The 25,987-nt window shown below is 67.9% G+C and carries 24 protein-coding genes and 1 tRNA gene; 9 read left to right on the forward strand and 16 right to left on the reverse strand.

Annotation, left to right across the window (positions count from 1 at the left end; translation table 11 throughout):
* Positions 1–3: 3 nt before the first annotated feature.
* Complete coding sequence (locus tag AC1DVI_RS19220; protein ID WP_476959342.1) at positions 4–621, reverse strand: glutathione peroxidase; 618 nt, start codon at positions 619–621, stop codon at positions 4–6.
* Positions 622–800: 179 nt separating this feature from the next.
* On the opposite strand from AC1DVI_RS19220, the gene AC1DVI_RS19225 reads away from it, so the two are divergent.
* Both AC1DVI_RS19225 and AC1DVI_RS19230 read left to right on the forward strand, forming a co-directional pair.
* Complete coding sequence (locus AC1DVI_RS19225) at positions 801–1,955, forward strand: MFS transporter (RefSeq protein ID WP_476959343.1); 1,155 nt, start codon at positions 801–803, stop codon at positions 1,953–1,955.
* Between the two features lie 332 nt (positions 1,956–2,287).
* Positions 2,288–2,521 (forward strand): hypothetical protein, encoded by a 234-nt coding sequence (locus AC1DVI_RS19230; RefSeq protein WP_476959344.1) that lies wholly within the window; start codon positions 2,288–2,290, stop codon positions 2,519–2,521.
* Position 2,522: 1 nt separating this feature from the next.
* On the opposite strand, the gene AC1DVI_RS19235 is transcribed toward AC1DVI_RS19230, so the two are convergent.
* Positions 2,523–5,168 (reverse strand): DUF3772 domain-containing protein, encoded by a 2,646-nt coding sequence (locus AC1DVI_RS19235; RefSeq protein ID WP_476959345.1) that lies wholly within the window; start codon positions 5,166–5,168, stop codon positions 2,523–2,525.
* Positions 5,169–5,439: 271 nt separating this feature from the next.
* Here AC1DVI_RS19235 and AC1DVI_RS19240 point away from each other — a divergent pair, with 271 nt between their 5' ends.
* Positions 5,440–5,622: a hypothetical protein gene (locus AC1DVI_RS19240; RefSeq protein WP_476959346.1), complete on the forward strand. Its 183-nt coding sequence runs from the start codon at positions 5,440–5,442 to the stop codon at positions 5,620–5,622.
* Between the two features lie 428 nt (positions 5,623–6,050).
* On the opposite strand, the gene AC1DVI_RS19245 is transcribed toward AC1DVI_RS19240, so the two are convergent.
* Entirely contained in the window at positions 6,051–6,245 is a 195-nt protein-coding gene (locus AC1DVI_RS19245) for a hypothetical protein (protein WP_476959347.1), read from the reverse strand.
* A gap of 209 nt (positions 6,246–6,454) precedes the next feature.
* Between AC1DVI_RS19245 and AC1DVI_RS19250 the strand changes: the two genes are divergently transcribed.
* The 3 genes from AC1DVI_RS19250 to AC1DVI_RS19260 all read left to right on the forward strand — a co-directional run bounded on the left by AC1DVI_RS19250 (position 6,455) and on the right by AC1DVI_RS19260 (position 9,249).
* Positions 6,455–6,682 carry a hypothetical protein gene (locus AC1DVI_RS19250; protein ID WP_476959348.1) on the forward strand — a complete coding sequence of 76 codons (228 nt, stop codon included), beginning with the start codon at positions 6,455–6,457 and terminating at the stop codon, positions 6,680–6,682.
* Entirely contained in the window at positions 6,679–6,990 is a 312-nt protein-coding gene (locus AC1DVI_RS19255; protein WP_476959349.1) for a hypothetical protein, read from the forward strand. The genes AC1DVI_RS19250 and AC1DVI_RS19255 overlap by 4 nt, the downstream gene beginning before the upstream one ends.
* 66 nt (positions 6,991–7,056) lie before the next feature.
* The gene (locus AC1DVI_RS19260; protein ID WP_476959350.1) at positions 7,057–9,249 is read left to right on the forward strand and encodes a hypothetical protein; all 2,193 of its coding nucleotides are present in this window, start codon (positions 7,057–7,059) and stop codon (positions 9,247–9,249) included.
* A gap of 101 nt (positions 9,250–9,350) precedes the next feature.
* Here AC1DVI_RS19260 and AC1DVI_RS19265 read toward each other — a convergent pair.
* From AC1DVI_RS19265 to AC1DVI_RS19275, 3 genes are all read right to left on the reverse strand, one after another.
* Positions 9,351–9,437, reverse strand: a tRNA-Leu gene (locus AC1DVI_RS19265).
* Positions 9,438–9,694: 257 nt separating this feature from the next.
* Positions 9,695–10,672 (reverse strand): alpha/beta hydrolase, encoded by a 978-nt coding sequence (locus tag AC1DVI_RS19270; RefSeq protein ID WP_476959351.1) that lies wholly within the window; start codon positions 10,670–10,672, stop codon positions 9,695–9,697.
* Positions 10,673–10,850: 178 nt separating this feature from the next.
* On the reverse strand, positions 10,851–12,275 hold the full coding sequence (locus tag AC1DVI_RS19275) for an FAD/NAD(P)-binding protein (RefSeq protein WP_476959352.1): 1,425 nt from the start codon (positions 12,273–12,275) through the stop codon (positions 10,851–10,853).
* A 190-nt stretch (positions 12,276–12,465) separates the two neighbouring features.
* On the opposite strand from AC1DVI_RS19275, the gene AC1DVI_RS19280 reads away from it, so the two are divergent.
* Positions 12,466–13,476: a C-terminal binding protein gene (locus AC1DVI_RS19280; RefSeq protein WP_476959353.1), complete on the forward strand. Its 1,011-nt coding sequence runs from the start codon at positions 12,466–12,468 to the stop codon at positions 13,474–13,476.
* Between the two features lie 10 nt (positions 13,477–13,486).
* On the opposite strand, the gene AC1DVI_RS19285 is transcribed toward AC1DVI_RS19280, so the two are convergent.
* The 10 genes from AC1DVI_RS19285 to AC1DVI_RS19330 form a co-directional block, all read right to left on the reverse strand.
* Positions 13,487–14,557: a malate/lactate/ureidoglycolate dehydrogenase gene (locus AC1DVI_RS19285; RefSeq protein WP_476959354.1), complete on the reverse strand. Its 1,071-nt coding sequence runs from the start codon at positions 14,555–14,557 to the stop codon at positions 13,487–13,489.
* A complete protein-coding gene (locus tag AC1DVI_RS19290) occupies positions 14,554–15,801 on the reverse strand; it encodes a threonine synthase (RefSeq protein WP_476959355.1) in 1,248 nt (415 codons plus the stop codon). The genes AC1DVI_RS19285 and AC1DVI_RS19290 overlap by 4 nt, the downstream gene beginning before the upstream one ends.
* 58 nt (positions 15,802–15,859) lie before the next feature.
* Entirely contained in the window at positions 15,860–16,720 is an 861-nt protein-coding gene (locus AC1DVI_RS19295; protein ID WP_476959356.1) for an ABC transporter permease, read from the reverse strand.
* A 32-nt stretch (positions 16,721–16,752) separates the two neighbouring features.
* Positions 16,753–17,586 carry an ABC transporter ATP-binding protein gene (locus tag AC1DVI_RS19300; protein WP_476959357.1) on the reverse strand — a complete coding sequence of 278 codons (834 nt, stop codon included), beginning with the start codon at positions 17,584–17,586 and terminating at the stop codon, positions 16,753–16,755.
* Between the two features lie 4 nt (positions 17,587–17,590).
* Complete coding sequence (locus AC1DVI_RS19305) at positions 17,591–18,613, reverse strand: ABC transporter substrate-binding protein (RefSeq protein WP_476959358.1); 1,023 nt, start codon at positions 18,611–18,613, stop codon at positions 17,591–17,593.
* Between the two features lie 172 nt (positions 18,614–18,785).
* A complete protein-coding gene (locus AC1DVI_RS19310; RefSeq protein WP_476959359.1) occupies positions 18,786–19,688 on the reverse strand; it encodes a TauD/TfdA dioxygenase family protein in 903 nt (300 codons plus the stop codon).
* A gap of 75 nt (positions 19,689–19,763) precedes the next feature.
* Positions 19,764–20,729, reverse strand: coding sequence for an ABC transporter substrate-binding protein (locus AC1DVI_RS19315; RefSeq protein ID WP_476959360.1), 966 nt, complete (start codon positions 20,727–20,729; stop codon positions 19,764–19,766).
* 367 nt (positions 20,730–21,096) lie between these two features.
* Positions 21,097–22,647 carry a glutamine-hydrolyzing GMP synthase gene (gene guaA / locus AC1DVI_RS19320; RefSeq protein WP_476959361.1) on the reverse strand — a complete coding sequence of 517 codons (1,551 nt, stop codon included), beginning with the start codon at positions 22,645–22,647 and terminating at the stop codon, positions 21,097–21,099.
* Between the two features lie 35 nt (positions 22,648–22,682).
* The gene (locus AC1DVI_RS19325; RefSeq protein ID WP_476959362.1) at positions 22,683–23,240 is read right to left on the reverse strand and encodes an N-acetyltransferase family protein; all 558 of its coding nucleotides are present in this window, start codon (positions 23,238–23,240) and stop codon (positions 22,683–22,685) included.
* A 90-nt stretch (positions 23,241–23,330) separates the two neighbouring features.
* Complete coding sequence (locus tag AC1DVI_RS19330) at positions 23,331–24,350, reverse strand: purine-nucleoside phosphorylase (RefSeq protein WP_094306422.1); 1,020 nt, start codon at positions 24,348–24,350, stop codon at positions 23,331–23,333.
* Positions 24,351–24,894: 544 nt separating this feature from the next.
* On the opposite strand from AC1DVI_RS19330, the gene AC1DVI_RS19335 reads away from it, so the two are divergent.
* Together AC1DVI_RS19335 and AC1DVI_RS19340 are read left to right on the forward strand one after the other, a co-directional pair.
* Positions 24,895–25,401 carry a hypothetical protein gene (locus tag AC1DVI_RS19335; protein WP_476959363.1) on the forward strand — a complete coding sequence of 169 codons (507 nt, stop codon included), beginning with the start codon at positions 24,895–24,897 and terminating at the stop codon, positions 25,399–25,401.
* A 216-nt stretch (positions 25,402–25,617) separates the two neighbouring features.
* Complete coding sequence (locus tag AC1DVI_RS19340; protein ID WP_476959364.1) at positions 25,618–25,872, forward strand: hypothetical protein; 255 nt, start codon at positions 25,618–25,620, stop codon at positions 25,870–25,872.
* Positions 25,873–25,987 lie beyond the last annotated feature (115 nt).

Here is a 25,987-nt window from a genome sequence, read left to right on the forward strand (position 1 = left end):
CGCTTACGGCGTCGGTGAGGATTGGGCCAACGCCTTGTCAACGGCCGCGGTCAACGTGGCGGACTCGGGCGTGACCGCGCTGCCGAACCATTCCAGCAGCCGTCCGTCGCGGCCGATCAGGATCTTGTGGAAGTTCCAGCGTGGCACGCCCTGCGGCCCGGTGACCGACGCCGCCCAGCGGTAGAACCCATGGGCCTGCGGTCCGGTGACGGACTGCTTTTCCATCAGGGGAAAGTCCACGCCGTAGTTGAGTTCGCAGAAGGACGCGACCTGGGCGTTGCTGCCGGGCTCCTGCCCGCCGAAATCGTTGCTCGGCACCCCCAGCACGACCAGCCCGCGGTCCCGCCGTCCGGCCCAGAGCTTCTGCAGCCCCTCGTACTGGCCGGTGTAGCCGCATTGCGACGCCGTATTGACCACCAGCACCGCCTTGCCCTGAAAGGCATCGGGCGCGAGCGTGCCGCCGTCGATGGCCGGCAGGGGCAGCGCAGCCCAGTCGAGCGCGTCGTCGGGCGCAGCCCGGCCGCCATCCGCCGCCGCCGCGCCAGGGACGGCCGCGGACAGCATCAGGACGGTGGACAGCATCACGGCGGCGGATTGGGCGGCATCGCGGATCGTTGGCATGGCTCTCTCCCGGTCGGCGGCTCTGGTCGGTACGGCCTTTTCCTATACGGCGGTCGAGGCGTGTCGGATCATGCACGCGCATGGGTGCCATGGCCATCTTGCCATGCGCCGGGCGGGTACGTCTGCTTTAGGGTTGTGCCCCCGCACGCCCCAGACCATAGACCGGCCGACGCCCTCCCATGCGCCTTCTCATCCTGATGCTCGGCCTCGCCGGATTCGCGAGCGCCTTTTCGCTGCGGACCACCGATCCGATGCTGACCGTCATCGCGTCGGACCTGGGCATCGGCGTGGCCGAGGCTGCCCTGCTCTCCTCCGCCTACACCCTGCCCTACGCGGCAATGCAGCTCATCCTGGGGCCGGTCGGCGACGCCATCGGCAAGACGCGGCTGATCCGGCTGTCGCTGGTCGTCCTGACCATCGGCGTGGCGCTGTCTGCGGTGGCGCCCGGCTACTACACCGTGCTGGCCTCGCGGATGCTGGCCGGCGCCTTCGCCGGGGGGATCATCCCGGCCGCCATGGCGCTGATCGGCGACCGGGTCATCTACACGGAGCGGCAGTTCGCCATCAGCCGCTTCCTGCTGGCGGTCATCCTCGGCCAGATGTCCGGCTCCGCGGTGGCCGGCGCCCTGTCGGAGGTGGCGGGCTGGCGCACCGTCTTCGCCCTGGCCGCGCTGGTGACCGGCCTGATCGCGCTGACCGCCTTCCTGGTCCTGCGGGGCGAGCGGGAGGAGCGGCATCCCCTGTCTGTGGCCGACGCGCGGGCGCGCTACGCCTCCGTCCTGGCGAATCCGGTGTCGGTGTGGGTCTTCGCGACGGTGGCGGCGGAAGGGCTGCTGATCTTCGGCGTTTTCCCCTTCGTCGCCCCCATGCTGGCCCGCCACGGGGCGGAGGGCGCCTTCGAGGCCGGGGTGACGCTGGCCGCCTTCGCCATCGGCGGAGTCGTCTACAGTTTCATCGTGCGGCGCCTGCTCGGCACGCTCGGCCAATGGGGGATGATGGGGGCCGGCGGTCTGGTCGCCGGCGGGGCCTATCTGGCGATGCTCGCACCGGTCCCCTGGCCGGTGGTGTCCATGCTGTTCCTGGTCGCCGGATTCGGCTTCTACATGCTGCACAACACCATGCAGACCCAGGCGACCGAGCTGTCGGCGACGGCCCGCGGGTCGGCGCTCGCCCTCTTCGCCTCCTCCTTCTTCCTGGGGCAGGGGATCGGGCCGGTGGTCTATGGGGCGGTCGCCGATCAGGTCGGCCTGCCCGCCCTGTTCCTGTTCGGCGGCGTGCTGACCATGCTGCTGGGCTTCGGGGCCGTTCAATTGATCCGTCGCCGGCCCGCCTGATATTTCAATATTTCGGATATCCCCAGATTCTGTGGATAACTCTGTTGGCGAATCGAGGGGTAACCGAAGGGACAGGCGGCCCCTCAAGGGGTCTGGCAGAAATGCACTGTTTTTAGGCACATTAGAAAACCGCGCCAATCAAGGGTTTTTCCCGTGCCCCTCGCCTCTCCAGCCCCGTTCCGGCGGCTGCCCCGCCCTGCAATGGGAGTCAAGCGAAGGATGTGGCCGCCTGTGAACAACTTTCCTTGACAGGGTCTATGGGCCACGGCAAAGGGCTGTTCCCGGCGCCGAGACGACTTGCGCGCCATAGGTCCGCGGGGCACTCTGGCGCCATGTTCACCGTCAGCGAAAGCGAAGCCGAAACGATCCGCCGGGCCTTCCACGACCGCGGCGAATGGTCCGCCGTGGTGGAACTGCGCCGGCTGTTTCCGGTCTTCGCCAACAACCCGGAGGCGCTGCGCTGCGTGCGCGCCATCGCCGGCTGGCAGCCACTGCCCGATCCCGCCGCAGCCCAGCCCAAAGTGACTCCGCTGCGGCGCCGCAAGCCGGCGGAGCCGCAGCCTTAAGTTAGGATGCTGTGCGCGGCCCGCGGTCGCCGAGGGTGTCGGCCAGCGGCACGACCTTGCCGCCGTCGGCCACCACCTGAAGCTCCGGCACGCCGCCCTGCGCGCGGCGCTCGGCCAGGAGGACCTCCAGCATCGCCTCCACCTTAGGCATGTGGACCGTCTGCTGGTCGAAGGGCATCTGAATGCCCTGCTCGCGGAACTGCTCCAGGATGCGCAAGCGCAGCTCGTTGCGAACCGGGATGATGTGCTCAGTGTTGGCGACGAAGCAGCGCAGCTCGAATTCCGGACCGCTCGGCCCGAAGTCGCGGAACATCACCACCGGCTCCGGGTTGCGCAGCACTTGGGCGTGGCCGTAGCCGATCTTGAGCAGCAGCGCGTAGACCTGCCGGGCGTCGGTGTCGTAGGTGATGCGGACCTTGATCTCGATGCGGGTGGTCTTGTCCTTCAGCGTCCAGTTGACCACCGACTTGGAGATGAACTCAGAGTTGGGGATGATGACCGACGCGCGCTGGAAGGTCTGAATTTCCGTCGCGCGGACGCTGATGCGGCGCACGGTGCCCTCCAGCCCGTTGACGACCACCCAGTCGCCCACCTTCACCGGCCGCTCCACCAGCATGATCAGACCGGAGATGAAGTTGCTGACGACGTTCTGGAGCCCGAAACCGATACCGACCGACAGGGCCGACGCGATCATGGCAAGGCTGGACAGGTCGAGCCCCAGCGTGCCGACCGACATCAGCACCGCCATGGTGGTGCCGAGATAGCCGACGCCCATGCGGATGGAGTTGCGCACGCCGTCGTCCATGTTGACGCGGCCGAGGATGCGCTCGTCGAGCTGGCGCTGGATGAAGCGGGTCACCGCGACGACGACGCCCAACACCATCAGCGCCGACATGATGTCGCCCGGCGCGATGCGCACGCCGCCCACCGTGACGCCGCTGAGGAAGCCGTCGGCCAGCCCCTTCATCTCCGACAAGGTCATGCCGGTCAGCGGCAGCAGGAAGAAGGCCGCCACGGTCAGCAGCAATCCGTCGATCACCGTCCGCCCGGCCTGCCCCAGCATCCGCCGGCCGCGGTCGGTGGCGATCACGATGTCGCGCACCTCGGCCACCTGCCCGCTGCCGCGCTCCAGCAGGACGCACAGCAGCTCGCGCAGGACGCCGCGCGCCACCAGAAGGACGCCGCCGATGATGAGGGTGGTCAGCATCAGCTTCGAGGCGTAGATCGCACCGACCAGATATCCGGCGCCCGAGGCGACCAGCGAGGCGAGCGCCACCGCGCCGATCAACAGGCGCAAACGCAGTCCGACGACCCGCGGACGGGCGGGCGGCACGTCCTCGGCCTCCGCCGCGGCGGAAGTCGCGGCCGGCGGCGGCAGAGTGACATCCAGTCCGGCCCCTGGCGTCGGTTCGGGGCACCCGCAATCGTCGGCCGCCTCGGCTTCCGGCGGCGGGGCGGCGAGCCAGAGGTGATCGGGGTAGAGGAACAGCAGCGACACGGCGATCAGCGCCATGGTGCCGAAGCCGGTGATCGAGCGCAGTTCCGGCGGGGTGAACATGCCCTCAGACAAAGCGATGCCGGTGCCGGCCAGAGCCAGCCCGATCATGACGAGCGGGACGCGGCGGACCAGACGGCGCGCGCTGTCCGGGTCGAGGTTGGCGAGCTGCCAGGACGGATGATCGGGCGCCAGGGTGGCGCGGGCGACGCCGGTGACCAGGAAATAGGCGGTCAGGCCACCCGACACCCCGACCACCAGAGCGGTCAGCGGACCGGCGTCCGCCGCGTCGCGCAGCAGGCCGACCAGGGCGCCGCTCAGCACCAGCGTCGGCACCAGCGGCACCAGGCAGCGGGCCAGCGCCTCCACCGCCATCGCCACCACCCGCTGGCGGTAGCTGGGCCGCTCATCCAGATCGCGGTGGCCATAGCGGCGAAGCAGCACCCGGCGCACCGGCCAGGCGACCAGGAACAGAATGGCGGCGAGCGCGCCCAGCCCGTAGAGGCGGCCGCGCCATTCGTCGTCGCCCATCACGATGCCGAAGGCCCGTCCGATGCGCTCCTGCACATAGGCCGTCTGCTCGGGCAGGGCGGCCCAGCTGGCCGGCAGCAGCGGTACAGGGCCGCGCCGGACGATCTGCTCGGTGAGCTGGGTCATGCGCTGGTCGGCGGCGGTGCGCAGCAGGATGTCGGCGCGGGTGACGATCAGCTCGGTCTGCTTGGTCCGCCCTTCCGCCTCGCCAATGGTCTGGCTCAGGCGTTTGCGCTCGGCGGCGATCCCCGCCTCCTCCGGCGGAGCGCCCTGGGCCGGCGGCGGACCCAGCGCGTCGAGCATGCGCTGGGCGGTGTCGCGGGCCGCCGCCGCCGCCGCGCCGGCCTCCCGGACCTCGTGCTGGATCTTGGCCAGATCGGCGCGCAGGGTCTCGTATTCGGTGTTCGCCAGATCGCCCCCGGCGATGCGGTTGGCCGCCCGCTCCAAGGCGTTCTGCCATTGCGGCAGCTTGGTCTTGAAGTCCGCCGCCGCTTCCGCCGCCGGAGCGGCGGACTGGGCCAGGGCCGATGGAACCACGGCACCCGCCGCAAGCGCGCCACACAGCATCAGAACTGCCAGAAGCCGGCCGATCCGGCAGCGGAAGGCGAAGGAAATCTGCATCACCGTTCGAAGTCTCGTGTTGGCGAAAGGCTGCGGCCCCGGCGAACCGGGAAAAGGGATACCTATACTCTTCGGCGTCGCGGCAAAAGTATGGCACTGCGTGTCACCAGGATGTGACAGAGAGGATGGGGATCGCGGTTCTGTTCGCTATGGCCAGGGGCACCGGTGCGGGGCCGCCGTTTCGTGCGCCTGCCTTCGGATTGGGCATGGCGTGGTTGCGTGTCTTGATGATACAGGTTGAGCATCGTCGCTTCACACGCACGTCATCATCATGGCCGGCTTGACCGACATCGACCGCACCCTGCTCCGCACGGCGCTGAAGGCTGCCAAACGCAACGACGTCCCGTCCGTCGGGATGCCGACCGAAACGCTGGAACGGCTTTTGGAGTATCTGGCGGTTCTGGAAGGCGCGCAGCCCACCGCACGGACCGAGGGCAACCCAGGGTCGAACTGACCCTTCCAGCATGGCTTGGCCGGCGATGGCAGGGCATCCAAACCCAGCATTACATACTATAGTATGATAACCTGCTGGTGCTGAACCGGCGAGGCTGCTGAACGGTACGTTGTGACATTGAATTCGAGTCGCAACCGACGCTCGACGAACCCTATCGAACGGAGTAAGACTTTAGGACCCACTCCTATAGGCGGACGATCCCCTTGTGCCAGTTTGCCACACCGGAATGCGGTCACGCCTGTCGTGCGATCAGGCTCGTCCGCGAACACAGCCGCGGCCCCGTGGGGTTGGACGCGCGCGCCTATCTGATCCGGGTCGAGCGCCGGTTGATGCAGTTCCATTGCAGCGCCCCGCTGGGCATTCCAACGGAAGCGACGACGCCCCGCGAGGCCGCCGAGTAACCCGCCGGCCCGTTTGAATCTGGAACGTCAATCCCGCCCGCTGGGTGCATCGGAACGGCCCCGGTCCGGTTCGCGGCCCGGTTCGCCCTCCCGGCGGCCATCTCCGTCCGACGACGCCTCGTCGCGTTCCCGCTGACGCTGCCATTGATCGAACTTCTCGGGATCGGTCACCAGATCGATGACGGACGGCTTCCGGTTGCCGTCGTTGCGCTGTTCGGGCATGAACACCTCCATCGCTGCGCCACACCTGTCCTTTTGCACATCAACAGCGCAAAGGGCCCGGCGCACCAAGCCCCGCAAGGGGAGAACCCCACAAGCACAGCCTTGCCCCTTTGGCGCCCGGTTTTTGACACAGCACACCCCCGCCCGAATCCTTAGCCTGCGACGACGATCAAGTCACAGACAACGATCAAGACACAGTCGGGGGCGGGATGCTGCGGTTGGGAACACGGGTGAGGTTTGCGGGCCAGGACGCCCTCGTCGTCGCACGGACCCTTGCCGGAGAGCCAACCTACGACATCCGCTTGGCCGATGGCCGTCTCATCAAATACGCCGCCGAAAGCGACCTGGAAGCGATCGAGGAAGACGGGTCCGACCCCCCGCCCGCCTCGGTGCGGCCATCCGGCTCCGGCGGCTCCAATCAGGGGGGCATGCAGTGACCCGCGACGACTTCCCCTATTCGCTCCAGCCCTACGCGATGCCGGAGAACGGCGGCGACGGCGCGCAGCCGTCCGACGCCTGGACTCTGGTCCTGTTTCGCGCCGCCGATGAGGCGGAACGCCTGTGGTTTCGCGATCATGGATTTGTCATGGAGGGCCGCCGCTGGGTCCGCCACGCCCCCATTCCGGACAGCCGTGCCGAGACGCCGGCCTCCGGCAGCGCGCCCGAGGACGAGGACTTCGGCAACCGCGAATCCGACGAAAAGGCGCCGAGCACCGGCGGCCCCGCGCCCGACGTCGCCGCCTGATTTTCCGTTCCGGCGTCCGCGGCCTTTTGCAATGCCGGCGCCCCTGTTCGCGGACACGCACGCCCCATGCCCGACAGCCTCGACTTCGACCGGAACGACCTTGCTCCAAACGAATCCGGGCAAAACCATCTGAGTCCCGACGATCCGAACCGGCCCGCTCCCTCCCCATCCGCGCCGCCGTCCGCCGTTCCGCCATCCACGGTTCCGCCATCCACCGTTCCACAGGCCGCCCTGATCCGGCGGCTGCGCCGGGCGGCCTCCGGCAACGTCCCGGCGCCGGAAGGCGTGACGCTCCGTCAGGCCCAGCAGCGCGAGGTGATGGTCGGCGCCCATCTGACCCTGAGCATCGATTGGGCGACGGAGGTCGAGGTCCGGCTGGGCGCGGAGATGGTGCGCTTCGCCATCTACTGCCGCAATGCCGCCGAACTGAACGCGACGCTGGCCCGCGACCTGGACGCCGAGGCGGCCTCGCTGGAGACGGCCCATCGCTTCGCCACGCTGCTCGGCCCGCTGGACGAGCGAGTGGAGGCGATGGCCGCGGCGGAGGAGCCCCTGCCGCCCCTGCCCTCGCTGCGCGGCCCCTACTATCTGCATGAGGTCTGCACCGGTTGCGACGGCGGCGGGGTGCGGGGCTGCGGTGGCGATGGCTGCCGCGGCGGCAAGATCCGCTGCACCCACAGCGCGACGGCCGAGACGCCGGATTGCCCGGAGTGCGGCGGGCGCGGCCAGCACCGCTGCCCGGTCTGCGCGGGCGACGGGGTGGTCGCCTGCGAGACCTGCAGCGGGGTCGGTCAGTTCACGCACATCCACCATCCCCGCCTGACCGCCCATCCCTCCTACAGCCTCACCGCGCCGCCGGACGCACCGGCGGCGGTGCGGATGGCGCTGGAGGAGGCCGGCTTCGCCGGCTTCGCGGCGCTCGCCAACCCGGCGCCCGCCACGGTGCGCCATTCCGGCACGCAGCTTCTCTATCAGCGCAGCGGCACGCTGACGGTGGTCGCCCTGTCCTGGGACTGCGACGGCGTGCCGTTCGACGTGGAAACCGTCGGGCCGGACGCCGATTCCGCCCCCCTTCCCCCCTTCCTGGACACGGTGCTGGCCCCGGTGCTGGCGCGCATCGCGGCGTTGCCACCGGCCGACGCCTTCGCCCTGGCCGGCGCCTACCGCCTGACCCGCTCCGTCGCCGAGGCGGTGCTGGGCGGCCGGGAGCCGGACACGGCGGCGATCGTTGCCGACCATGAGAGCTGCGTCAGCCCCGCCTTCGTGAAGGAAACCGCCGCCGTGTTGGCGGAGCGGTTTGCCGAGACCAGCCGCACCGCCGTCGCGCGGAGTTGGATCGCCGCCGCGGGGCTGCTCGCCCTGGTCCTGCTTCTGGTGGCAGGGGTGGACGGTCCGGCTCTGCTGACCGGCGCGACTCCTGAACAGCCGGCCCCGGCGGCGCTGCGGCTGGGCTGGGACATCGGAATCCCCATCGCGGCCGGGCTGGGCCTGTGGGCGCTGGTGCGCGGAGTGGTGCGCGGGGCGTTGGGCGCGGCCTTCGGTGGGCCGGTCCGTGCGCCGGCCCAGGGGGCTTGGCCGCTCGTCCTGCTGTCCGCCGCGGCGGCGATCCATCTCGGCCTGCTGACCCTGTGGAACGGCGGGCCGGGGTTCAGCCGGCTGAACCATCGGCTGGACGTGGAGGCGATCACCCAGGGCCGTGCTCCGATGCCCGCCCCGCGCGTGCTCACGCCGGAAGAGCGGATCATGGCGGCGCAACGCGCGTTGGCCCGGCTGGGGCGCTACGACGGGGCGATCGACGGCAAGATGGGCGAAGGCACGCGGACGGGGCTCGCCAGCCTAACCGGTTTGGTCGACACGCCACCGGGCGTGGCGCCCGAAGACCCGCTGGAACTGGCGGTGGCCATCGCCGCCGACCGTGTTGCGGTCAACGTCCGGGCGCCGGAGCTTCTGGTCGGGCCGGGCTGGAGCAACGCCACCCGCCTGCGCATGACGCACGACGACCAGCCGATGGTCGCCGGGGCGTTCCTTGGGGCGCTGGCCGCATCGGGCACGGAGCGGGCGGCAACGGGCCAGGAGTGGGTTTCGGGAGACGGCTTGCGATCCGGGTTGATCACCGTGACGGGCCGCATCGCCGACCCGAAGGACCGCGGGCGCCTGTGCTTCGCGCTGACCCACGTCGTGACCACGCCGGCCGGCCGGGATGCCGGCGCGCCGCTGCGCACCTGCCGGACCGCCGGAAACTGGACCCTGGAGGAATGAGGGGGAGATAAGGGGAATGGACCCGTTGCACGCGGGCATGAAAAAGGGGCCTGGAAAGGCCCCGATTTTCGTATCCGTCCGGCAATCCGCCGAAGGAAAGATGGTGCGGTCGAGAAGACTCGAACTTCCACAGCATTTCTGCCACAGCGACCTCAACGCTGCGCGTCTACCAATTCCGCCACGACCGCAACTTCATCATTCGAATGGACTGCGCGTAACGGCTCAACCCATTGAATTTCTTAACTTTCCTAAGCCGGACGTTACGCGGCGCCGCGTCGGAATGCAACAACTTTCTCATGTTGAGAGCAAACCGACAACAGGCCGTATCGACCCGCACGCGCACCTTTCCGTGCGCGCCGCGCCCTGTTATCGCATTCCCAAGGGATAAGCAAGCGGCTTGCGTTCACAGCCCGCTCACGGTGCCATGGGAAGAAGCGCAACGGTGTCAGGCCGTCAGATGACGGCGCACCGCATCGGCGGCCTGCAGAACGGCATGGTGGGCCTGATCGACCAGACGGGTCATGGTGGCGAAGGAGTGGGGAAGCCCATCATAAACGGCGAGCCGGTGGGAAACGCCTGCCTCGGCCAGACGCTCCGCCAGACGCAGGGTGTCGTCGCGCAGACAGTCCAGATCCGCCGCCAGCAGAAGCAGGGGCGGTAGCCCGCGGAGGTCGGCCAGCAACGGGACGGCGCGGGGATCGTCGGGAGTGGCGACGCTGCCGAGATACTGTTGCCAATACCAGCGCATCCGCGCCGTCGTCAGCCCGTACCGTCCATCGCCGAACCGGCGGTGCGATACGGTGTCGAAGTCATTTGCGAACATGCCGTAGTACAGGAGCCCGAAGGACACCCGCGGCTCCCCCGGCGCACGGGCGGCGAGGGCGAGGCCAAGCGCGAGGTTGGCCCCGGCGGAGTCGCCGCCAACCGCGATCCGGGCCGCGTCGATCCCATGCGCCGCCCCAAAGGCGGCAACCCAGCGCAGGGCCGCCAGCGCCTCTTCATGCTGGTGCGGGAAGCGTCGTTCCGGCGCCAGACTGTAGCGCACCGCGCAGACCACGGCGCCGCTGTGCAGGGCAAGCAGCCTCAGCAGCCGGTCGTGGGTGTCCACGCTGTTCACGACGAAGCCGCCGCCGTGGAAATAAACCAGAACGGGCAGGCGTTCCATCCCGCGGCCCGCCGTACGGTAGAGCCGCAGCGGCAGAGGGCCGGCGGGACCGGACAAGGTCACCTCCATCACCTCCGCGGGAAGCGGCATGGGGCCGTTCAGAAAGCTGTGGTAACGCTCCGCCGCCGCACGGGCTTCGGCAAGTGGGAGGCTCAATGGGTCGGCGGGAGCGGCGCCGAGACGGGCTGCCGCCTCGTTCATCGCGATGACTTGAGGATCCAGGCGTTCCGTCGTGGGCCGCAAGATCGTGTCCGGCATGACATCCTCCTTCTCAACCGAAGCGACGGCGAACAGCCGCGCGGACCGGGAGCAGTGCCGGCAACCGGGAAAGCCCCCGATTGCCGGGCGGAGATCAACACTGGACACCATGATAGACACTTTAAATCTACTATGTAAATAGGTTTACTAGATCTCTAATAACATTCATGCAGTGTTCTTAAGCGGAAAGGCGTTTCCTCGTGCTCCGGCGGACGAGGGCCAACGCAGCGTCGGCGCATTGGCTTCTCAGTTCGGGCACCGCGGTCATCTCCCAGAATGGTGCCCGGCTGACCGGTCCGAGCGCGAAGAGGCGGTCGGTCACCGCCCCACCCTCGCCGATCAATGCACCCTCCTCGGTGACGTCGAGGCCGAGGCGCAAGGGGTCGGGACGGGCCAGCCCCTGCTGAAGCAAGGCGCGCATCAGCGGATGGCGGATGCGCCCGAAGTCGCACTCGGTGCCGGTCGCGTTGACGATGGCGCCCACCGTGCATGTCCAGAGCGCGTCTTCGGCACCCCGCGCGCGGACGGTCGCCTCCACCCCCTCTGGGGTCAAGGCCAGAGCCTGAAGGCGCCCAGCCCGGACGGCCAGCCGCCCGTTCTCGCGCAGCGCCTCGATGCGGGCGGCCACCTCCGGCGCCATGCGGTGGCGGTGCACCTCCCAGTATGGCCGGGCGTGGCGCAGGAAGCGCTGCCGCTCCTCCAGCGGCAAGTGCTTCCAGATCAGCGGGTGGAAGGGCCGCAGGGAGTCAAAGGCGGCGCGCCAGTCCAGCCCCTCCTCCCGCGCGCGGCGGACGTCGGCCTTCAGGGCGATCAGCACGTCCAGCACCGTGCCGGGCATCGTCTGGGGATGGACGAAGCTCTTGAAGGGCCGCGTCTCCAGATGGGTGGTGGGCAGCAGGCCGCGGCGCGACAGCGCCAGGATCGGACCACGGTGGCCCTGGTTCTCCAGGGACAGCACCACATCGACCATCGTCAGCCCGGTGCCGAGGATCAGCACCGGCGCGTCCGGATCGATGACGGCGACGGCCTCGCGGTTCCAGGGGTCGCCGACGAAGCGGTCCGACGCGAAGACCTCCGGCGCCGGAAGCGACGGCGGCGAGGGCGGAAAATGCCCGACGCAGAGCACCGCCCGATCCACCGCGAGGCTTTCCCCATTGGCGAGCCGCAGACGCACGCCGCTGCCGGCGGCGCCGTCCAGCGCCGCATCGACCACCTCCGCCTGCACCGTGTCGAGCGTCACATGGGCGGGGGCCTCCGCCAGGGCCTCGCGCAGCACGTCCTGGATGTACGCGCCATAGAGGCGGCGCGACACGAAGGCGTGGCCGCTGGGCGGCACGGCGCCGCCGAGGTCCTTCGCCCACAGCCAGCGCAGGAAGTGGCGCGGGTCGTCGGGATAGGCACTCATGTTGTAGGCGCGCACGTTCAGCAGATGCGCCGCGCTGTCGGTGGAATAGGCCAGCCCGGTGCCCAGCGAGCCGGCGCGCTCGATCAGATGGATGCGCGTCGGTTCCTCCGCCTTGCGCAGAAGGTGGGCCGCCAGGATACTGCCGGTGAAGCCGGCGCCGACGATGGCGATGCTGTGCGCGGTGTCGTGGGACGGCATGCTCGTCGTTCCTCTCCCTGTGTCCAGCACCCCGCGGGGCGCCCCCGAATTGACATCATTAGAGCACCATGAATCCCTATTTAACAAGTTGGCTTTTGCCGTATCGCATGTGCTTTCATGTTCCATGCGCTGAGAACCACTTCTAAAATATGTTGATTCCCCGCTCCACCATCCGGACCCGGACCGCAGAATGACCATGGGCAAGCGTGCACCCTTCGTCGTCGGAATCACCGACCATATGATCCCCCCGCCGGACCTGGAGGCGGCGGTTTTGGACGGCTGTGCCGAGGTCGATTTCCTCGACACCCGCCGCGAAGAGGACCTGGACCCGGAGCGGCTGGCCCGGCTGGACGCGCTGCTGGTGTGGAGCACCCGCATCGGTCCGGCGACGGTGGCGAAGCTGCCGCGCTGCCGCGTCGTCGTGCGGTTCGGTGTCGGCTACGACAAGGTCGACGTGGCGGCGCTGGAGGCCGCCGGCATCCCCTTCTGCAACAACCCGGATTACGGGACGGAGGAGGTGGCCGACCACGCCGTCTCCCTGCTGCTCTCCCTGCAGCGCCGCCTGTGGGAGCATGACGCCCGCGCCCGCGGCTACAGCACGACGTGGCAGGCCAACACGCTGACCCCGCTGCGGCGGTCCAGCGCGGCGACGGTCGGCGTGGTCGGCGTGGGGCGGATCGGCACGGCGGTGGTGAACCGGCTGAAGCCCTTCGGCCACCGCATCCTCGGCTACGATCCGCAGCAGCCGGCCGGGCACGAGAAGGCGGTCGGCTACCGCCGCGTCCGCCGGCTGGACGAGTTGCTGGCCGAATCCGACATCGTGACCTTCCACTGCCCACTGACGCCGGACACCCGCGGCCTGATCGACGCGGAGTTCCTGGCGAAGCTGAAGCCCGGCGCCCTGCTGGTCAACACGGCGCGCGGCGAGATGTTCGCCGGGCTGGACCCGCTGGAGGCGGCGCTGCGCAGCGGCCAAGTCGCCGCCGTGGGAACGGACGTGCTGCCGACCGAACCGCCCGCCCCTCACCCGCTGCTGGACGCGTGGCGCCGGCGGGAACCCTGGCTGGAAGGCCGTCTCGTGGTGACGCCGCACAACGCCTTCCATTCCGACGAGGCGGCGATCGAGATGCGCCGCAACGCCGCCGAGACCGCCCGCCTGTTCCTGGAGGACGGGGTTCTGCGCAACCGCATCCTGCCCTGACCCCACCCGGTCAAGCCCCCAGGAAGGCCGGAACGTCGAGGCCGAGCGCGCCCCCAATTTCATGCAGGGCGCGCTCGGTGTCGGGGTCGAGCGTGATGCCGCGCTCCGCGGCCAGCGCCCGGCTGCGCCGCTCCGGCCCGCCGGGCACCAGAACCCCATTGCCGCCAGGGACCGGCGGGGTGTCCTGGATGTGGTCCAGCACCGCGTCGGTCAGGGCCTGCCAGCCAACGTTCTCCGCTTCAGCGACCTGCGCCGGGTCGATCAGGAACGCCAGCGCGTTGTTCACCACCCGGCCCGGACGCAGATTCTCCGGCAGGGCCGGCAGCCCGCCGGCCAGCGCCCCGGCGAGGATCTCGCAGGCGAGCGCCAGCCCGTAGCCCTTATGCCCGCCAAAGGGCAGGATGGCGCCGGTCGGATCGCGGAACATCACGCCGGGGTCGCGCGTCGGCGCGCCCCGTTCGTCGATCAGCAGACCGTCGGCGACCTCCTTGCCGGACGCGGCGACGACGCGGCACTTGTTGGCCGCCACCGCGCTGGTCGCGAAATCCAGCAGGAAGGGCGGATGGCCCGGCGTGGCGGGAACGGCGATGCAGATCGGGTTGGTGCCCAGCCGCGGCCGCCCGCCGCCATGGGGCGCGGCCAGCGGACGGCTGACCACGTTGACGAAGAGGACGCCGATCAGCCCGGCCGCGATGCACTGCTCGCCGTAGGAGCCGACCCGCCCGATGTGGTGGGCGTTGCGCAGGGCAAGCACGCAGGCCCCGCCGGCCTTGGCCCGCGCGATGGCGAGATCCGTCGCCTCCCGCGCGATCACCTGCCCATAGCCGACCTCCCCGTCCACCACCAGGAAGGGCGCCTCGTCGCGGACGACGCGGGCGTGCCGGTTGGGTTGCAGGTGGCCCAGTTCCAGGCTCTTCGCGTAGACGGCGATCTGGCACACGCCGTGGCTGGCGTGGCCGGTGGCGTCGGAGTCCACGAGGTTGGCGGCGACGATGGCCGCCTCCTCCGGGCTGCTGCCGGACCGCTGCAGGATGGCGTCCAGAAGGGCCACCAGACGGCCCGCCGCGTAGGGACCACTCATCCCCGGAACACCGAATAGTCGATGGGCTGGTGGCGGTCGAGCGTCCGGTGGACGGGCGGCAGCGGGTATTTCAGCCCGGTCGCGCAGTTGAACAGCACCGCGCGCTCGTCGCGGCCCACCCGCCCGTCGGCCAGCGCCTGCTTGTAGGCGGCGTAGGTGGCGGCGCCCTCCGGGCAAAGCAGGAAGCCCTCCTCCCGCGCCGCCTCGTCCAGGGCCGCCTGGATGGCCTCGTCCGGCACGGCGACGGCGAAGCCGCCGCTCTCCCGCACCGCGCGCAGGATCAGGAAGTCGCCGACCGCCTGCGGCACGCGGATGCCGGATGCGACGGTGTGCGCGTCCGGCCAGCGCGGCGCGTGCTCCTCTCCGGCCTCGTACGCGCGGACCATCGGGGCGCAGCCGGCGGCCTGCACGGCGACCATCCGCGGGCGCTTCGAGCCGATGAAGCCGATGACCTCCAGTTCGGCGAAGGCCTTCCACATGCCGATCAGCCCGGTGCCGCCGCCGGTCGGGTAGAAGATGACGTCCGGCACCTCCCAGCCGAGCTGCTCGGCCAGCTCCAGACCCATGGTCTTCTTGCCCTCGATCCGGTAGGGCTCCTTCAGGGTGGAGACGTCGAACCAGCCGGCCTTGGCCTTGCCCTCCCCGACGATCTTGCCGCAGTCGTCGATCAGCCCGTTGACACGGTAGACGGTGGCGCCCTGGAGTTCGATTTCCGAGACGTTGACCTCCGGCGTGTCCTCCGGGCAGAAGATCGTCGTCTTGATGCCCGCCCGCGTCGCGTAGGCGGCCAGCGCCGCGCCCGCGTTGCCGTTGGTCGGCATGGCCATGTGCGCGATGCCGAAGGCCTTCGCCATGGACACCGCCATGACCAGCCCGCGCGCCTTGAAAGAGCCGGTGGGCAGACGCCCCTCGTCCTTCACCAGCAGTTCCGCCGCCCCCAGCTTCGCGGCAAGCTTGGGGAGTGGGACCAGCGGTGTGACGGCCTCGCCCAGGCTGACGATGTCCTGCACCCGGCGCACCGGCAGCAACTCGCGGTAGCGCCACAGGTCCTGCGGGCGTTCGGCCAGCGCGTCCTTGGTCAGCGCGCCGCGCACCCCTTCCAGGTCGTAACGGACCAGCAGCGGCTTGCCCGCCTTGGACAGGTTGTGGACGGTGTCGGCCTCGTACCGCTCGCCGGTGTAGGCGCATTCCAGATGCGTGACGAAGGTCGGGCGCTCGGTGGTCAGGTTGCTGTCGAAAGGCACGGATGGATTTCCTTGCTCAAGAATCCCCTCTCCCGCCCCGGGAGAGGGGATTTGATTGCTAGCGGACCATTCCCCACTTGCGGACGGTGTGGGTCTCGATCCAGCGGAAGACGACGTTCTCGACGACGAGGCCGATCAGGATGACGGTGACGAGCCCGGCGAACACCTTGTCGATGTACAGCTCGTTGCGGTTCTGGAAGATGAACCAGCCCAGCCCGCCCTTGCCCGACGAGACGCCAAACACCAGCTCCGCCGCGATCAGCGTGCGCCAGGCGAAGGCCCAGCCGACCTTCAGCCCGGTCAGGATCGCCGGAAAGGCCGCCGGGATCAGCAGGGTGACGACGTAGCGGATCCCGCTCAGCCCGTAATTCCGCCCGGCCATGCGCAGCGTCTCCGACACCGAGGTGAAGCCGGCGTGGGTGTTCAGCGCCAGAGGCCACAGCACGGCGTGGACCAGCACGAAGGTCAGGCTGACCGCCCCCAGCCCGAACCACAGCATGGCGATGGGCAGCAGCGCGATGGCCGGAAGGGGGTTGAACATCGAGGTCAGGGTGGACAGCACATCGTTGCCGATGCGCGTGGACACCGCGAAGCTGGTCAGCAGCACGGCCAGCACCACGGCGATGGCGTAGCCCTTCAGCAGAACCGACAGCGACACCCAGGCCATCGACAGCAGGTTCTCCCGCCAGATCGCCTCCCACAGCGCCGTGACGGTGGCGACGAAGGTGGGGAACATCAGCGGGTTGTTCTGCCACGTCGCGGCGATCTGCCAGAGCAGCGCCACCGCGGTCAGAACGGCGAAGCGGCGGAGCGCGGTGACGTTGCCGATCCGCTCCCATAGGGACAGCGGTCGGGCGACGTCCCCGATGGGGCCGGTGGTCGCGACCGTCCGTTCATACTCCGGGCGGATGGGGGGCACACGGCGGCCTCGCGGAGCAAGCGACAGGCCGGTCATGAACGCGGCCCCTTCACCGTTTCAACCTCGTCGGCGAACAGCATGGTGTGGATGCGCCGAGCCGTGTCCTGGAACGCCGGGCTGCCCACCGCGAAGTGGTCGTAGCCGTCGCAGTTCAGCTCCGCCTTGACCTGCCCGGGATGCGGCGACAGCACGAGGATGCGCGAGCCGACGACCAGCGCCTCCTCGATGGAGTGGGTGACGAACAGCACGGTGAAGCGCAGATCGTCCCAGAGCTGGAGCAGTTCCTCCTGCATCTTGCGGCGGGTCAGCGCGTCGAGCGCCGCGAAGGGCTCGTCCATCAGCAGGATGTCCGGCTCCATCGCCATGGCGCGGGCGATGGCGACGCGCTGCTTCATCCCCCCCGACAGCATGTGCGGATGCACGTCGGCGAACTTGGACAGGTTCACCCGCGCGATGCAGTCCAGCGCCTTCTCCTCCGCCTCCCGGCGCGTGGCCTTGCCGCTGGCGAGCAGCGGGAACATGACGTTCTGCTTCACCGTCTTCCAGGGCGGAAGCTGGTCGAACTCCTGGAACACCATCATGCGGTCCGGCCCCGGCCCGGTCACCGCGCGACCGTTCAGGCGGATGGCGCCCTCCACCGGCTGAAGGAAGCCGCCCACCGCCTTCAGCAGCGAGGACTTGCCGCAGCCGGACGGACCCAGCAGAACGTAGCGTTCCGCCTGGAACACCTGGAAATCGACGCGGTAGGTGGCGGTCACCAGATGGCGGCGCGTCTTGTACTGGAGCGTCACGCCGGCCACGTCCAACAGCGGGCGTTCGGACACGTTGGCGGTGTCCACGGTGTCGGGATAGGTGAAGGCGTTCATCGGCTCAGCTCCCGGTTTCGCCGTGCAGGTCTTCGAAGAAGAGGTCCTTCCAGGAAGCCGGCTTGTTCTTCATGGCGCCGACCTTGTGCATGAAGTCGGCGAAGGCGCCGACGCGGGCGGGGGCGACGGTGAACTGGTTGTCCGGGTCGTCGAGGATGCTGACGACGAAGGCCTTGTCGAGATCACCCCGGTTTTGCGCCAGATAGATGTCCGCCGCCGCCGAATGGTCGGCGTTGATGACGTCCATCGCCTCCTTCAGCGCGCCCAGGAAGGCCTGATAGGTCTTGGGATTCTTGGTCCGGAAGGCTTCCTTCGCCCAGATGAGGTTGAAGGTGTGCGGTCCGCCCAGCACGTCGTAGGAGCTGAAGACCTTGTGGATCTTCGGGTCTCGCAGCTGCTGGTACTGGAACGGCGGGCCGGAGATGTGGCCGGTGATCTCCGACGAGCCGGACAGCAGGGCGGCGGTGGCGTCGGGGTGCGGCAGCGAGACGGTCAGCTTGTCGAGCGCATCAAACCTCCCCTCCCCGAATTCCTTCTCCACGGCCATCTGGAGCACGCGGGCCTGGACGCCGACCTTCACCGCCGGCAGGGCGACCTTGTCCTTGTCGGTGAAGTCCTTGAGCGTCTTGACGGTCTGGTTGGTGGTGGTCAGGAACAGCGGCATGCTGTTCAGGGCGGCGATGGCTTTGACGTTGGCGTTGCCCTTGGTGCGGTCCCAGATGGTCAGCAGCGGACCGACGCCCGCCGACCCCAGATCGATGCTGTCCGACAGCAGCGCGTCGTTCATCGCCGCACCGCCGGAGAGCTGCACCCACTCCACATTGACGTCGAGCCCCAGTTCCTTGCCGTGCTTCTCGATCAGCTTCTGGTGGCGCAGCACATGCAGCGGCAGATAGCCCAGCCCATACTGTTCGGCGATCCGTATCCGGCCTTCCGCCGCCGCCGGACCGGCCAGCGCTGCGGCGGCGAGCCCCAGCCCGGCCAGGGCGCAGAGCGCGCGGCGGATGACACGTCCAGGCTTGACCATACGAACCTCCAATCATTTTACCTAATCTCTAGTAGGAAAATGACATCACGATTCCACAAGTTATTCAATAGGGGAAAATCGCATAAAAATACATTATTAGTACGTTATATTAACGCATGGAAACGCGGAACCGACACGGGGAACGTGGCCCCGCGCCGGTCCCGGCATAACGTCAGGCGGCGAGGCTCGGCTTGCGGCCGAGCACACGGGTCACGCTGGGGCGTCCATCGACGCCGACCACCACGTCGCCGGCCACGGTCGTGCGGCGGACGACGCGAGGGCGGTCTCCGTAATCATCCACAGCGCGGTGGATGGTGGCGCGGTTGTCCCAGATCGCCACGTCGCCCGGCGACCAGTGCCAGCGCACCGTGTTTTCCGGACGGGTGGCGTGGTCGGTGAAGATGCCGATCAGCCGGTTGGAATCGGAGGTGCCGAACCCGATCAGCCGTTGCAGGAAATGCCCGACCAGCAAGGTGCGTTCGCCGGTGACCGGATGCACGGAAACCAGTGGATGCTCCGTCTCATAGACGGTGGCGGTGAAGACCTCATTGAAGCGCTTCAGCCCGTCCTCGCGGACGTTTCCGCGGTCGCCCACGTAATCGTACTGGTTGGTGTGGATCGCCCGCAGCCCGTCGGCCAGTTCGCGCAACGGCTTCGGCAATTCGGCGTAGGCCGCCGCCGTGTTGCCCCACAGCGTGTCGCCGCCGCGGTCCGGCAGCTCATGCGGGCGCAGGATGGTGATGCTGGGGTAGTCACCGAGGAAGGTGATGTCGGCGTGCCAGGAACTGGCGCGCTCCCCGCGCGACCCGTCCACGTCCAGGATGCCTTCGGTCCCGCTCAGGGACGGGACGGTGGGATGGCCGACCAGATTGCCCCACAGCCGCCCGAACGCCTCCTGCCGGGCGTCGTCGATGTGGTGCTGATCGCGAACGAAGATCACCTTGTGCTCGTAAACGGCGTCCTGGATCGCCTTCAGCACCGCCGGGTGCAGATCGCCGGAGAGGGTGACGCCGCGCAGTTCGGCGCCGATGTTGCCGTTGATGGGCTTGATGTCGAAACCGTTGGGAAGGCTCATCGGTCAGGCTCCGTTATGATGTAAGGAATGACGGGCAGACGGTGAAAGGGCAGAAAGTGAAAGACCGGCGTCAGGTCAGCTCCCCGCTTCGCTGTGCAGGACCGGGAAGGTGTAGTCCTTCCACGAGGCCGGCTTGGTCTTGATCGAGCCGGCACGGTGCATGAACTCGGCGATCACGCCGGTGTTGTGCGGGACCTGGGAATAGCTGATGTCCGGATTGCTCAGCAGCGCCACGACCTCGTCCTGGGTCAGCCTGCTGCGCTCCTCCGCCAAATAGATGCGGGCGGCCTCGGCCTTGTCGTGCTTGATCAGCGCAAAGCCGTCACCCAACGCCTTCACCACAGCGGCGGTGAGCTTCGGGTTCTCGTCGTAGAATTTCTGCGTGGCGTAGGACAGCACCAGCGTCGCCTCGCCGATCACGTCGCGCGAGTTCAGGATGCGGTGGACGTTCGGGTGGGCGAGTTGCTGCGACCCGTAGGTCGGGCTGGTGATGTGGCCGGTGATTTCCGTCTTGCCGGAAACCAGCGCCGCGGTGGCGTCCGGCGGACTGAGCGTCGTGGTCAGCGGCTCGAAGTCATACTGGTGACCCGGCCCGAACTCCTTCTCCGCGGCGATCTGGAGAATGACCGAATTGATGGAGACCTTCACCGCCGGCACCGCGATGCGGTCCTTGTCGGTCAGGTCGCGGATGCTGCGGACGTTCGGGTTGTTGCTGTTGAGCCAGTAGGCCGAGGAGTCCAGCCCCGAGATGGCCTTCACGCCGATACCGCCGCGCGTCTTGTCCCAGACGGTCAGCAGTGGCGCGATGCCGGCGGAGACGATATGGGCGTTGCCGCTCAGCAGCGCGTCGTTGGCGGCGACCCCGCCGTTCAACACCAGCCAGTTGACCTTGAGCGGTCCGACTCCCTGCTCCTCGGCGTGTTTTTCGATCAGCCCCTGGTTCTTGGCGATCATCAGCGGCAGGTAGCCCAACCCGTACTGGATGGCGATGGTCAGATCCGTCGCCTCGGCCCGCGCGCCACCGGAGGAAAGGAGGGCCACGCCCGCCGCCAAGGTCATGCCGAGAAAAGCCCGTCTTGCGGTGGACCCAACCCGTTTCACACCCGCTGTCATCGAAGCCTCCCGAAATGGCGTCACCAAGGTTGATTTGCACCTCGATCACACCAATCCCGGGGCGTCCTGTCAAATAAAATCTACTTATTAACTAGATTTCTAACTCCATAATTTACATATATAAATTGTTCTTATGCCGCCGAGGGTTTTGTCACAGCATCGCTCTCACAAGGGCGTTCGAGCCGCCTCCACCGGACCGTTCCAAGCTCTGATTGCGCATAAAAAAGCCGCCAGGAGCTTTGCGGCTCCTGACGGCCTTCCATGTTCAACCCTTATCGACAGCGATCGTCGCGGATCACTCCCACTCGATGGTCCCCGGCGGCTTCGAGGTGATGTCGTAGACGACGCGGTTGACGCCGCGGACCTCGTTGACGATGCGGCTCGACACGCGGGCCAGGAAATCGTGCGGGAACGGGTACCAGTCGGCCGTCATGCCGTCGGTGGAGGTCACCGCGCGCAGAGCCAGCACATGGTCGTAGGTCCGTCCGTCGCCCATCACGCCCACGGTGCGCACCGGCAGCAGCACCGCGAAGGCCTGCCAGATCGCGTCGTAGAGGCCGGCGTTGCGGATCTCCTCCAGATAGACCGTGTCGGCCTTGCGCAGGATGTCGAGCTTCTCCGGGGTGATCTCGCCGGGAACGCGGATGGCGAGGCCGGGACCGGGGAAGGGGTGGCGCCCGATGAAGGCGGCCGGCAGGCCGAGTTCACGGCCAAGCGCCCGGACCTCGTCCTTGAACAGCTCGCGCAGCGGCTCGACCAGCTTCAGCTTCATGCGCTCCGGCAGGCCGCCGACGTTGTGGTGCGACTTGATGGTGACCGACGGGCCGCCGGTGAAGGACACGCTTTCGATCACGTCGGGGTACAGCGTGCCCTGGGCCAGGAACTGCGCCCCGCCGACCTTGGCGCTCTCCTCGTCGAACACCTCGATGAACAGGCCGCCGATGATCTTGCGCTTCTGCTCCGGGTCGGTGACGCCGGCCAGCTTGCCCAGGAACAGGTCGGACGCGTTCCGGTGCACCAGCGGGATGTTGTAGTGGTCGCGGAACAGCGTCACCACCTCCTCCGCCTCGCCGGCGCGCATCAGGCCGGTGTCGACGAAGATGCAGGTGAGCTGGTCGCCGATGGCCTCGTGGATCAGCACGGCGGCCACCGAGGAATCGACGCCGCCCGACAGGCCGCAGATCACCTTGCCGCTGCCGACCTGGGCGCGGATCTTCTCGATGGCCTGCTGCTTGAAGGCGGCCATCGTCCAGTCGCCCTTCAGGCCCGCAACGCGGTGCACGAAGTTCGACAGAAGCTGCGCGCCGTGCGGGGTGTGCACGACCTCCGGGTGGAACTGCACGCCGTAGAACTGGCGGGCGTCGTCGGCGATGGCGGCGAAGGGCGCGCCGTCGCTGACCGCCACGGCCTGGAAGCCGTCCGGCAGGGCGGTGACGCGGTCGCCGTGGCTCATCCATACCTGCTCGCGCGAACCCACATCCCACAGCCCGTCGAACAGCGCGCAGGTCTGCTTCACTTCGATGAAGGCGCGCCCGAACTCGCGGTGGTCGGAGCCCGACACGGTGCCGCCGAGCTGGTGGCACATCGTCTGCTGGCCGTAGCAGATGCCTAGGACCGGAACGCCCAGCGTGAAGACCACCTCCGGCGCGCGCGGCCCGTTCTCTTCGGTGACGGAGGCCGGGCTGCCCGACAGGATGATCGCCTTCGGCGCGTAGTCGCGAATCCGCTCCTCGCTCATGCTGAACGGGTGGATTTCGCAGTAAACGCCGGCTTCACGGACGCGGCGGGCGATGAGCTGGGTCACCTGCGACCCGAAATCGAGGATGAGAACGCGCTCGGCGGACATGGACGACAACCTGATGCGGGGGGACAAGCCCCTGACTACCGCATTTCAGGCCCCGCGGACAAGCGTGCAAGCGGGGCGAGGTCGCGCCAGCCATAGGCGATCTCCACCAACTCCTTCCCGGCGAAGCGGATGGGCCGTTCCGCCACGCGGACACCGCCCAGCCGTTCGTAGAACCAGCGGGCCGGATTCTCGCGCAGGCACCAGACCACGGCGGTGCGCTTGCCGCCCTCCTGGAGCCGCTCGGCCATGGTCGCCATCAGGCGGCGCCCCACCCCCAGCCCCTGCGCCTCGTCCAGCAGGTAGAGGGCGTAGAATTCCCCCTCGTACCCCTCCACGGGAATGCGGCGCCCGCCGTAGGTGGCGAATCCCACCACCGAATCCGCGCCGTCCACGACGACGAGGGCGCCCTGCCCCGGCCCGTGCGCCTGGACGGCGTTGTGCCAGCGCATCGCCGCGGCGGCTTCCGACAGGTTGACGAGATAGGTGTCGGGGACGAGGCCCGGATAGGTGGATTGCCAAGTGGCGACGTGGACCTTGGCGATGCCCACCGCGTCCGACGGGCGCGCGTCGCGAATCACCAGCGCTTCATCCATGGGACACCTCCGGACCCGTTTCCCACCCCAATGGAAACTGGGAGCCGGGCCGGAGCATGTCCAGTCAGCCAAAAGGGCCGGGCCTTCGGGTTACTGGGCCGGAAGGGCCGGAACGCCCGCCTGCCACTGGTCCCAATGGGACACGATGTGATCGGTCATGCGCGCGCCGACCAGCGCCACATTCTCCACCGTCTCGGCGAAGCCCCCGGCGGTCTCGCCCGGCTTCGGGTCGAGATGCTCCAGCGTGGTCTCCTTGGGGTTGCCCTGGTCGAAGTTCACGGCGCCGCGCAGACTCATCACCCGGTCGGAGCCCAGCGTGCGCTTGATGACCAGCGTGATCGCCGCGGCCTCCATCTCGGTGATGACGTAATCGTCGGCGCCGTAGAGCTTGGCGATGTACTGCGCCTGCTCGGACATGCCGGGGCCGTGGAAGAAGGTGTCGCCGGTCATGTGCGTGCCGGTGCCGACGAAGGGCGCTCGCCGGGCGGCGTCCTGCGGGTAGCGCTGGCGGTAGGCGCGGGCGCTGTCGGAATCTTTCAGCGGCGTGTCGCCGGTCAGCTTCATTGCCCAGGAGACCAGGGCCGGGTTCAACTGGAACAGGCGGACGGACTCGTAGCCCTTGCGCGGCATGAAAGTCGGCTCGCCCGGCTTGCCCTCTTCCGGCGCCCAGCGGTGGCCCAGGTCGTAATCCACCAACCAGGTTGCCCAGTTGACCTCGGCGATGGTGCCGCGCGACGGCGGCGTGCCGGCCACGCCGGAGATGATGAAATAGGCCTGCGACAGGTCGAGCTGCGGGTTCAGCAGGATCGCCTGCATGGAGGCGGAGGAGCTGACCTTGCCCATGCCCAGAACTGCGCCGCAGACGCCGTCGGCGTTGCAGTAGACGGGGTTCAGCGCGCCCTTCACGGCGATCGGCTCGGCGGACTGCCAGTAGCGCTCGTACCAGTTTTGGAACTCGCCGGCGCGGTCGCCGGTGTTCTTGCCGATCTCGAACATGGCGCCGACAAACACCTTAACCTTGACCGGCTCAGCCGCTTCGGCGGAGGTGCCCAGCCCCAACAGGAAAAGGGCGGACAGGGCGGCGCTCCGCCAGCGGGACGTGTTCCACATCATTGCGCTCCAACATGCGGGGAAAGGTCGCACCCTAACCGCAAACCTCGCGGTATGACCCGCACGAAATCAGCAGGCCCGTCCGTGTGTCCCCGCATGAGTGGCGGGGCTCGTCCTTTCTTGGGTTGGCGCACATTCGCCGCTTTTTCGGCCCGCCGCCAATCTCCCTTATCAGTTTGATTTCGCCAAATTCTTAGCGGGGCGCCAACTGTCACCTTTCGACGCGAGCCTGGCCGCCAACCGGTCACCCCATACTCCAGTATTCGCATAGCTCATTAGGTGCACAAATACTTAGGGTTCGAACTTTAATATTTCATTATTAATCTTCGCTCAAATTCATAAATCAAAAGGTCAATAGTATCTATTTCTTTCCACGACGGCCTCGGCCATCGATCAATGGAGTTTTCCAATGGCTCCCACAGGCGTCACATCGCCCGCCGATGTTCCCGCATATATCGGAGCTGGATCAGCAGCGCGCTCAACGAACACATCGACACCTTCCGTCACCACGACGACCGTCCGGAATGGCGGAGCCAGCGACAGCGTGGATCTCAGCGCCCTTGCAACCGCCCTGAAAGGCAACGCCCTCACCATGTTCAACGAGGCGCTGGGCGACGAGGACCGCCGGAAACTGGATGACGCCGTGCGCGCCGGCACCCTGACCGGCGAAGACGTGGCGAAGGGTTTGACCGCGCGCCTGAAACGCGTCGGCTTCGCGCAGTCCGGGGTCGATGTTGCCGCCGTCGATCTCGATTCGGAGGCCGCCAGCCGCGCACTTGGCGGAACGCCCCTCCTTCAACGCGGCCAGCGTCGGGCCGACCCCCAGACACAGCCGGACAACTCCCCGATCCGCGTCGACAAACCTTCGGCATCGCCCTCCTCGGCGACCGGCAGGAATGCTCAGGCCAACGCCTATTTCCTCGCCATTCAGGATGGCGGCGACGATGCGTCAAAGAAGATCGCCGATCTCGGCATCAACCTGAGTCCGTTCGCCGCCTTCGGCGACGTCGTCCGTCGTCTGATCGGCAAGGGGGCCTTCGATTACCGATAGGCTCACGTCTTCCACTGCCAAGCCCTTCACAGATCCATCGCGTCAAATCCAAATAACATCCTCTATAATCTCGCCTTATGAAAGAGCGGCCAATCACATCAATCAATGCCACCATAATATTGCAAGAAATCTAGTGATCATTGACTGGAAACTAGTTTTTATTTTCCTCCATATGGATACCCGAGAATGATGGGCGACAATTAAGGAGGCGGACCGATGAACAACGGCACAATCAGCTCCTCTCTTCCTCTGTCCGCCACCGGATACTGGAAGCCTGTACAGTCCGGAACCGGTTCCTCCGGGCATCAATCCTCAGGCGTCGGGAGCGGCGAAAAGACGGATGCCGTTTCCCTGAGCAAGCTTGGGCAGGCCTTGAACGGCGCCGCCGCCGATGTGTTCAAGCAACTCGACTCAAAGGCGCGCGGGATGCTGGAAGGGGCCGTGTCCCGCCGAGTGGTGTCTGAGACGTGAGGCTGGCCCGCCGGAGCGCTCCCCATAGCTGGCGCAGGCGGGCCAGCCGTCCGGGAGCGGGCGGTCACCGTGCTCTTCGGCTAAGTTGAGGTTGCTTGACGACCATCAACCGAGA

Source organism: Azospirillum sp. P4_B5, from assembly GCF_056402275.1.

Coding starts and splice junctions, on each gene's coding strand:
- AC1DVI_RS19325 (WP_476959362.1), bottom strand. CDS start 23,240: ATGGATGAAGCGCTGGTGATTCGCGACGCGCGCCCGTCGGACGCGGTG.
- AC1DVI_RS19240 (WP_476959346.1), top strand. CDS start 5,440: ATGGCCGGCTTGACCGACATCGACCGCACCCTGCTCCGCACGGCGCTG.
- AC1DVI_RS19220 (WP_476959342.1), bottom strand. CDS start 621: ATGCCAACGATCCGCGATGCCGCCCAATCCGCCGCCGTGATGCTGTCC.
- AC1DVI_RS19310 (WP_476959359.1), bottom strand. CDS start 19,688: ATGAGCCTTCCCAACGGTTTCGACATCAAGCCCATCAACGGCAACATC.
- AC1DVI_RS19305 (WP_476959358.1), bottom strand. CDS start 18,613: ATGGTCAAGCCTGGACGTGTCATCCGCCGCGCGCTCTGCGCCCTGGCC.
- AC1DVI_RS19285 (WP_476959354.1), bottom strand. CDS start 14,557: ATGAGTGGTCCCTACGCGGCGGGCCGTCTGGTGGCCCTTCTGGACGCC.
- AC1DVI_RS19300 (WP_476959357.1), bottom strand. CDS start 17,586: ATGAACGCCTTCACCTATCCCGACACCGTGGACACCGCCAACGTGTCC.
- AC1DVI_RS19250 (WP_476959348.1), top strand. CDS start 6,455: ATGCTGCGGTTGGGAACACGGGTGAGGTTTGCGGGCCAGGACGCCCTC.
- AC1DVI_RS19270 (WP_476959351.1), bottom strand. CDS start 10,672: ATGCCGGACACGATCTTGCGGCCCACGACGGAACGCCTGGATCCTCAA.
- AC1DVI_RS19225 (WP_476959343.1), top strand. CDS start 801: ATGCGCCTTCTCATCCTGATGCTCGGCCTCGCCGGATTCGCGAGCGCC.
- AC1DVI_RS19275 (WP_476959352.1), bottom strand. CDS start 12,275: ATGCCGTCCCACGACACCGCGCACAGCATCGCCATCGTCGGCGCCGGC.
- AC1DVI_RS19260 (WP_476959350.1), top strand. CDS start 7,057: ATGCCCGACAGCCTCGACTTCGACCGGAACGACCTTGCTCCAAACGAA.
- AC1DVI_RS19230 (WP_476959344.1), top strand. CDS start 2,288: ATGTTCACCGTCAGCGAAAGCGAAGCCGAAACGATCCGCCGGGCCTTC.
- AC1DVI_RS19340 (WP_476959364.1), top strand. CDS start 25,618: ATGAACAACGGCACAATCAGCTCCTCTCTTCCTCTGTCCGCCACCGGA.
- AC1DVI_RS19245 (WP_476959347.1), bottom strand. CDS start 6,245: ATGCCCGAACAGCGCAACGACGGCAACCGGAAGCCGTCCGTCATCGAT.
- AC1DVI_RS19280 (WP_476959353.1), top strand. CDS start 12,466: ATGACCATGGGCAAGCGTGCACCCTTCGTCGTCGGAATCACCGACCAT.
- AC1DVI_RS19330 (WP_094306422.1), bottom strand. CDS start 24,350: ATGTGGAACACGTCCCGCTGGCGGAGCGCCGCCCTGTCCGCCCTTTTC.
- guaA (WP_476959361.1), bottom strand. CDS start 22,647: ATGTCCGCCGAGCGCGTTCTCATCCTCGATTTCGGGTCGCAGGTGACC.
- AC1DVI_RS19235 (WP_476959345.1), bottom strand. CDS start 5,168: ATGCAGATTTCCTTCGCCTTCCGCTGCCGGATCGGCCGGCTTCTGGCA.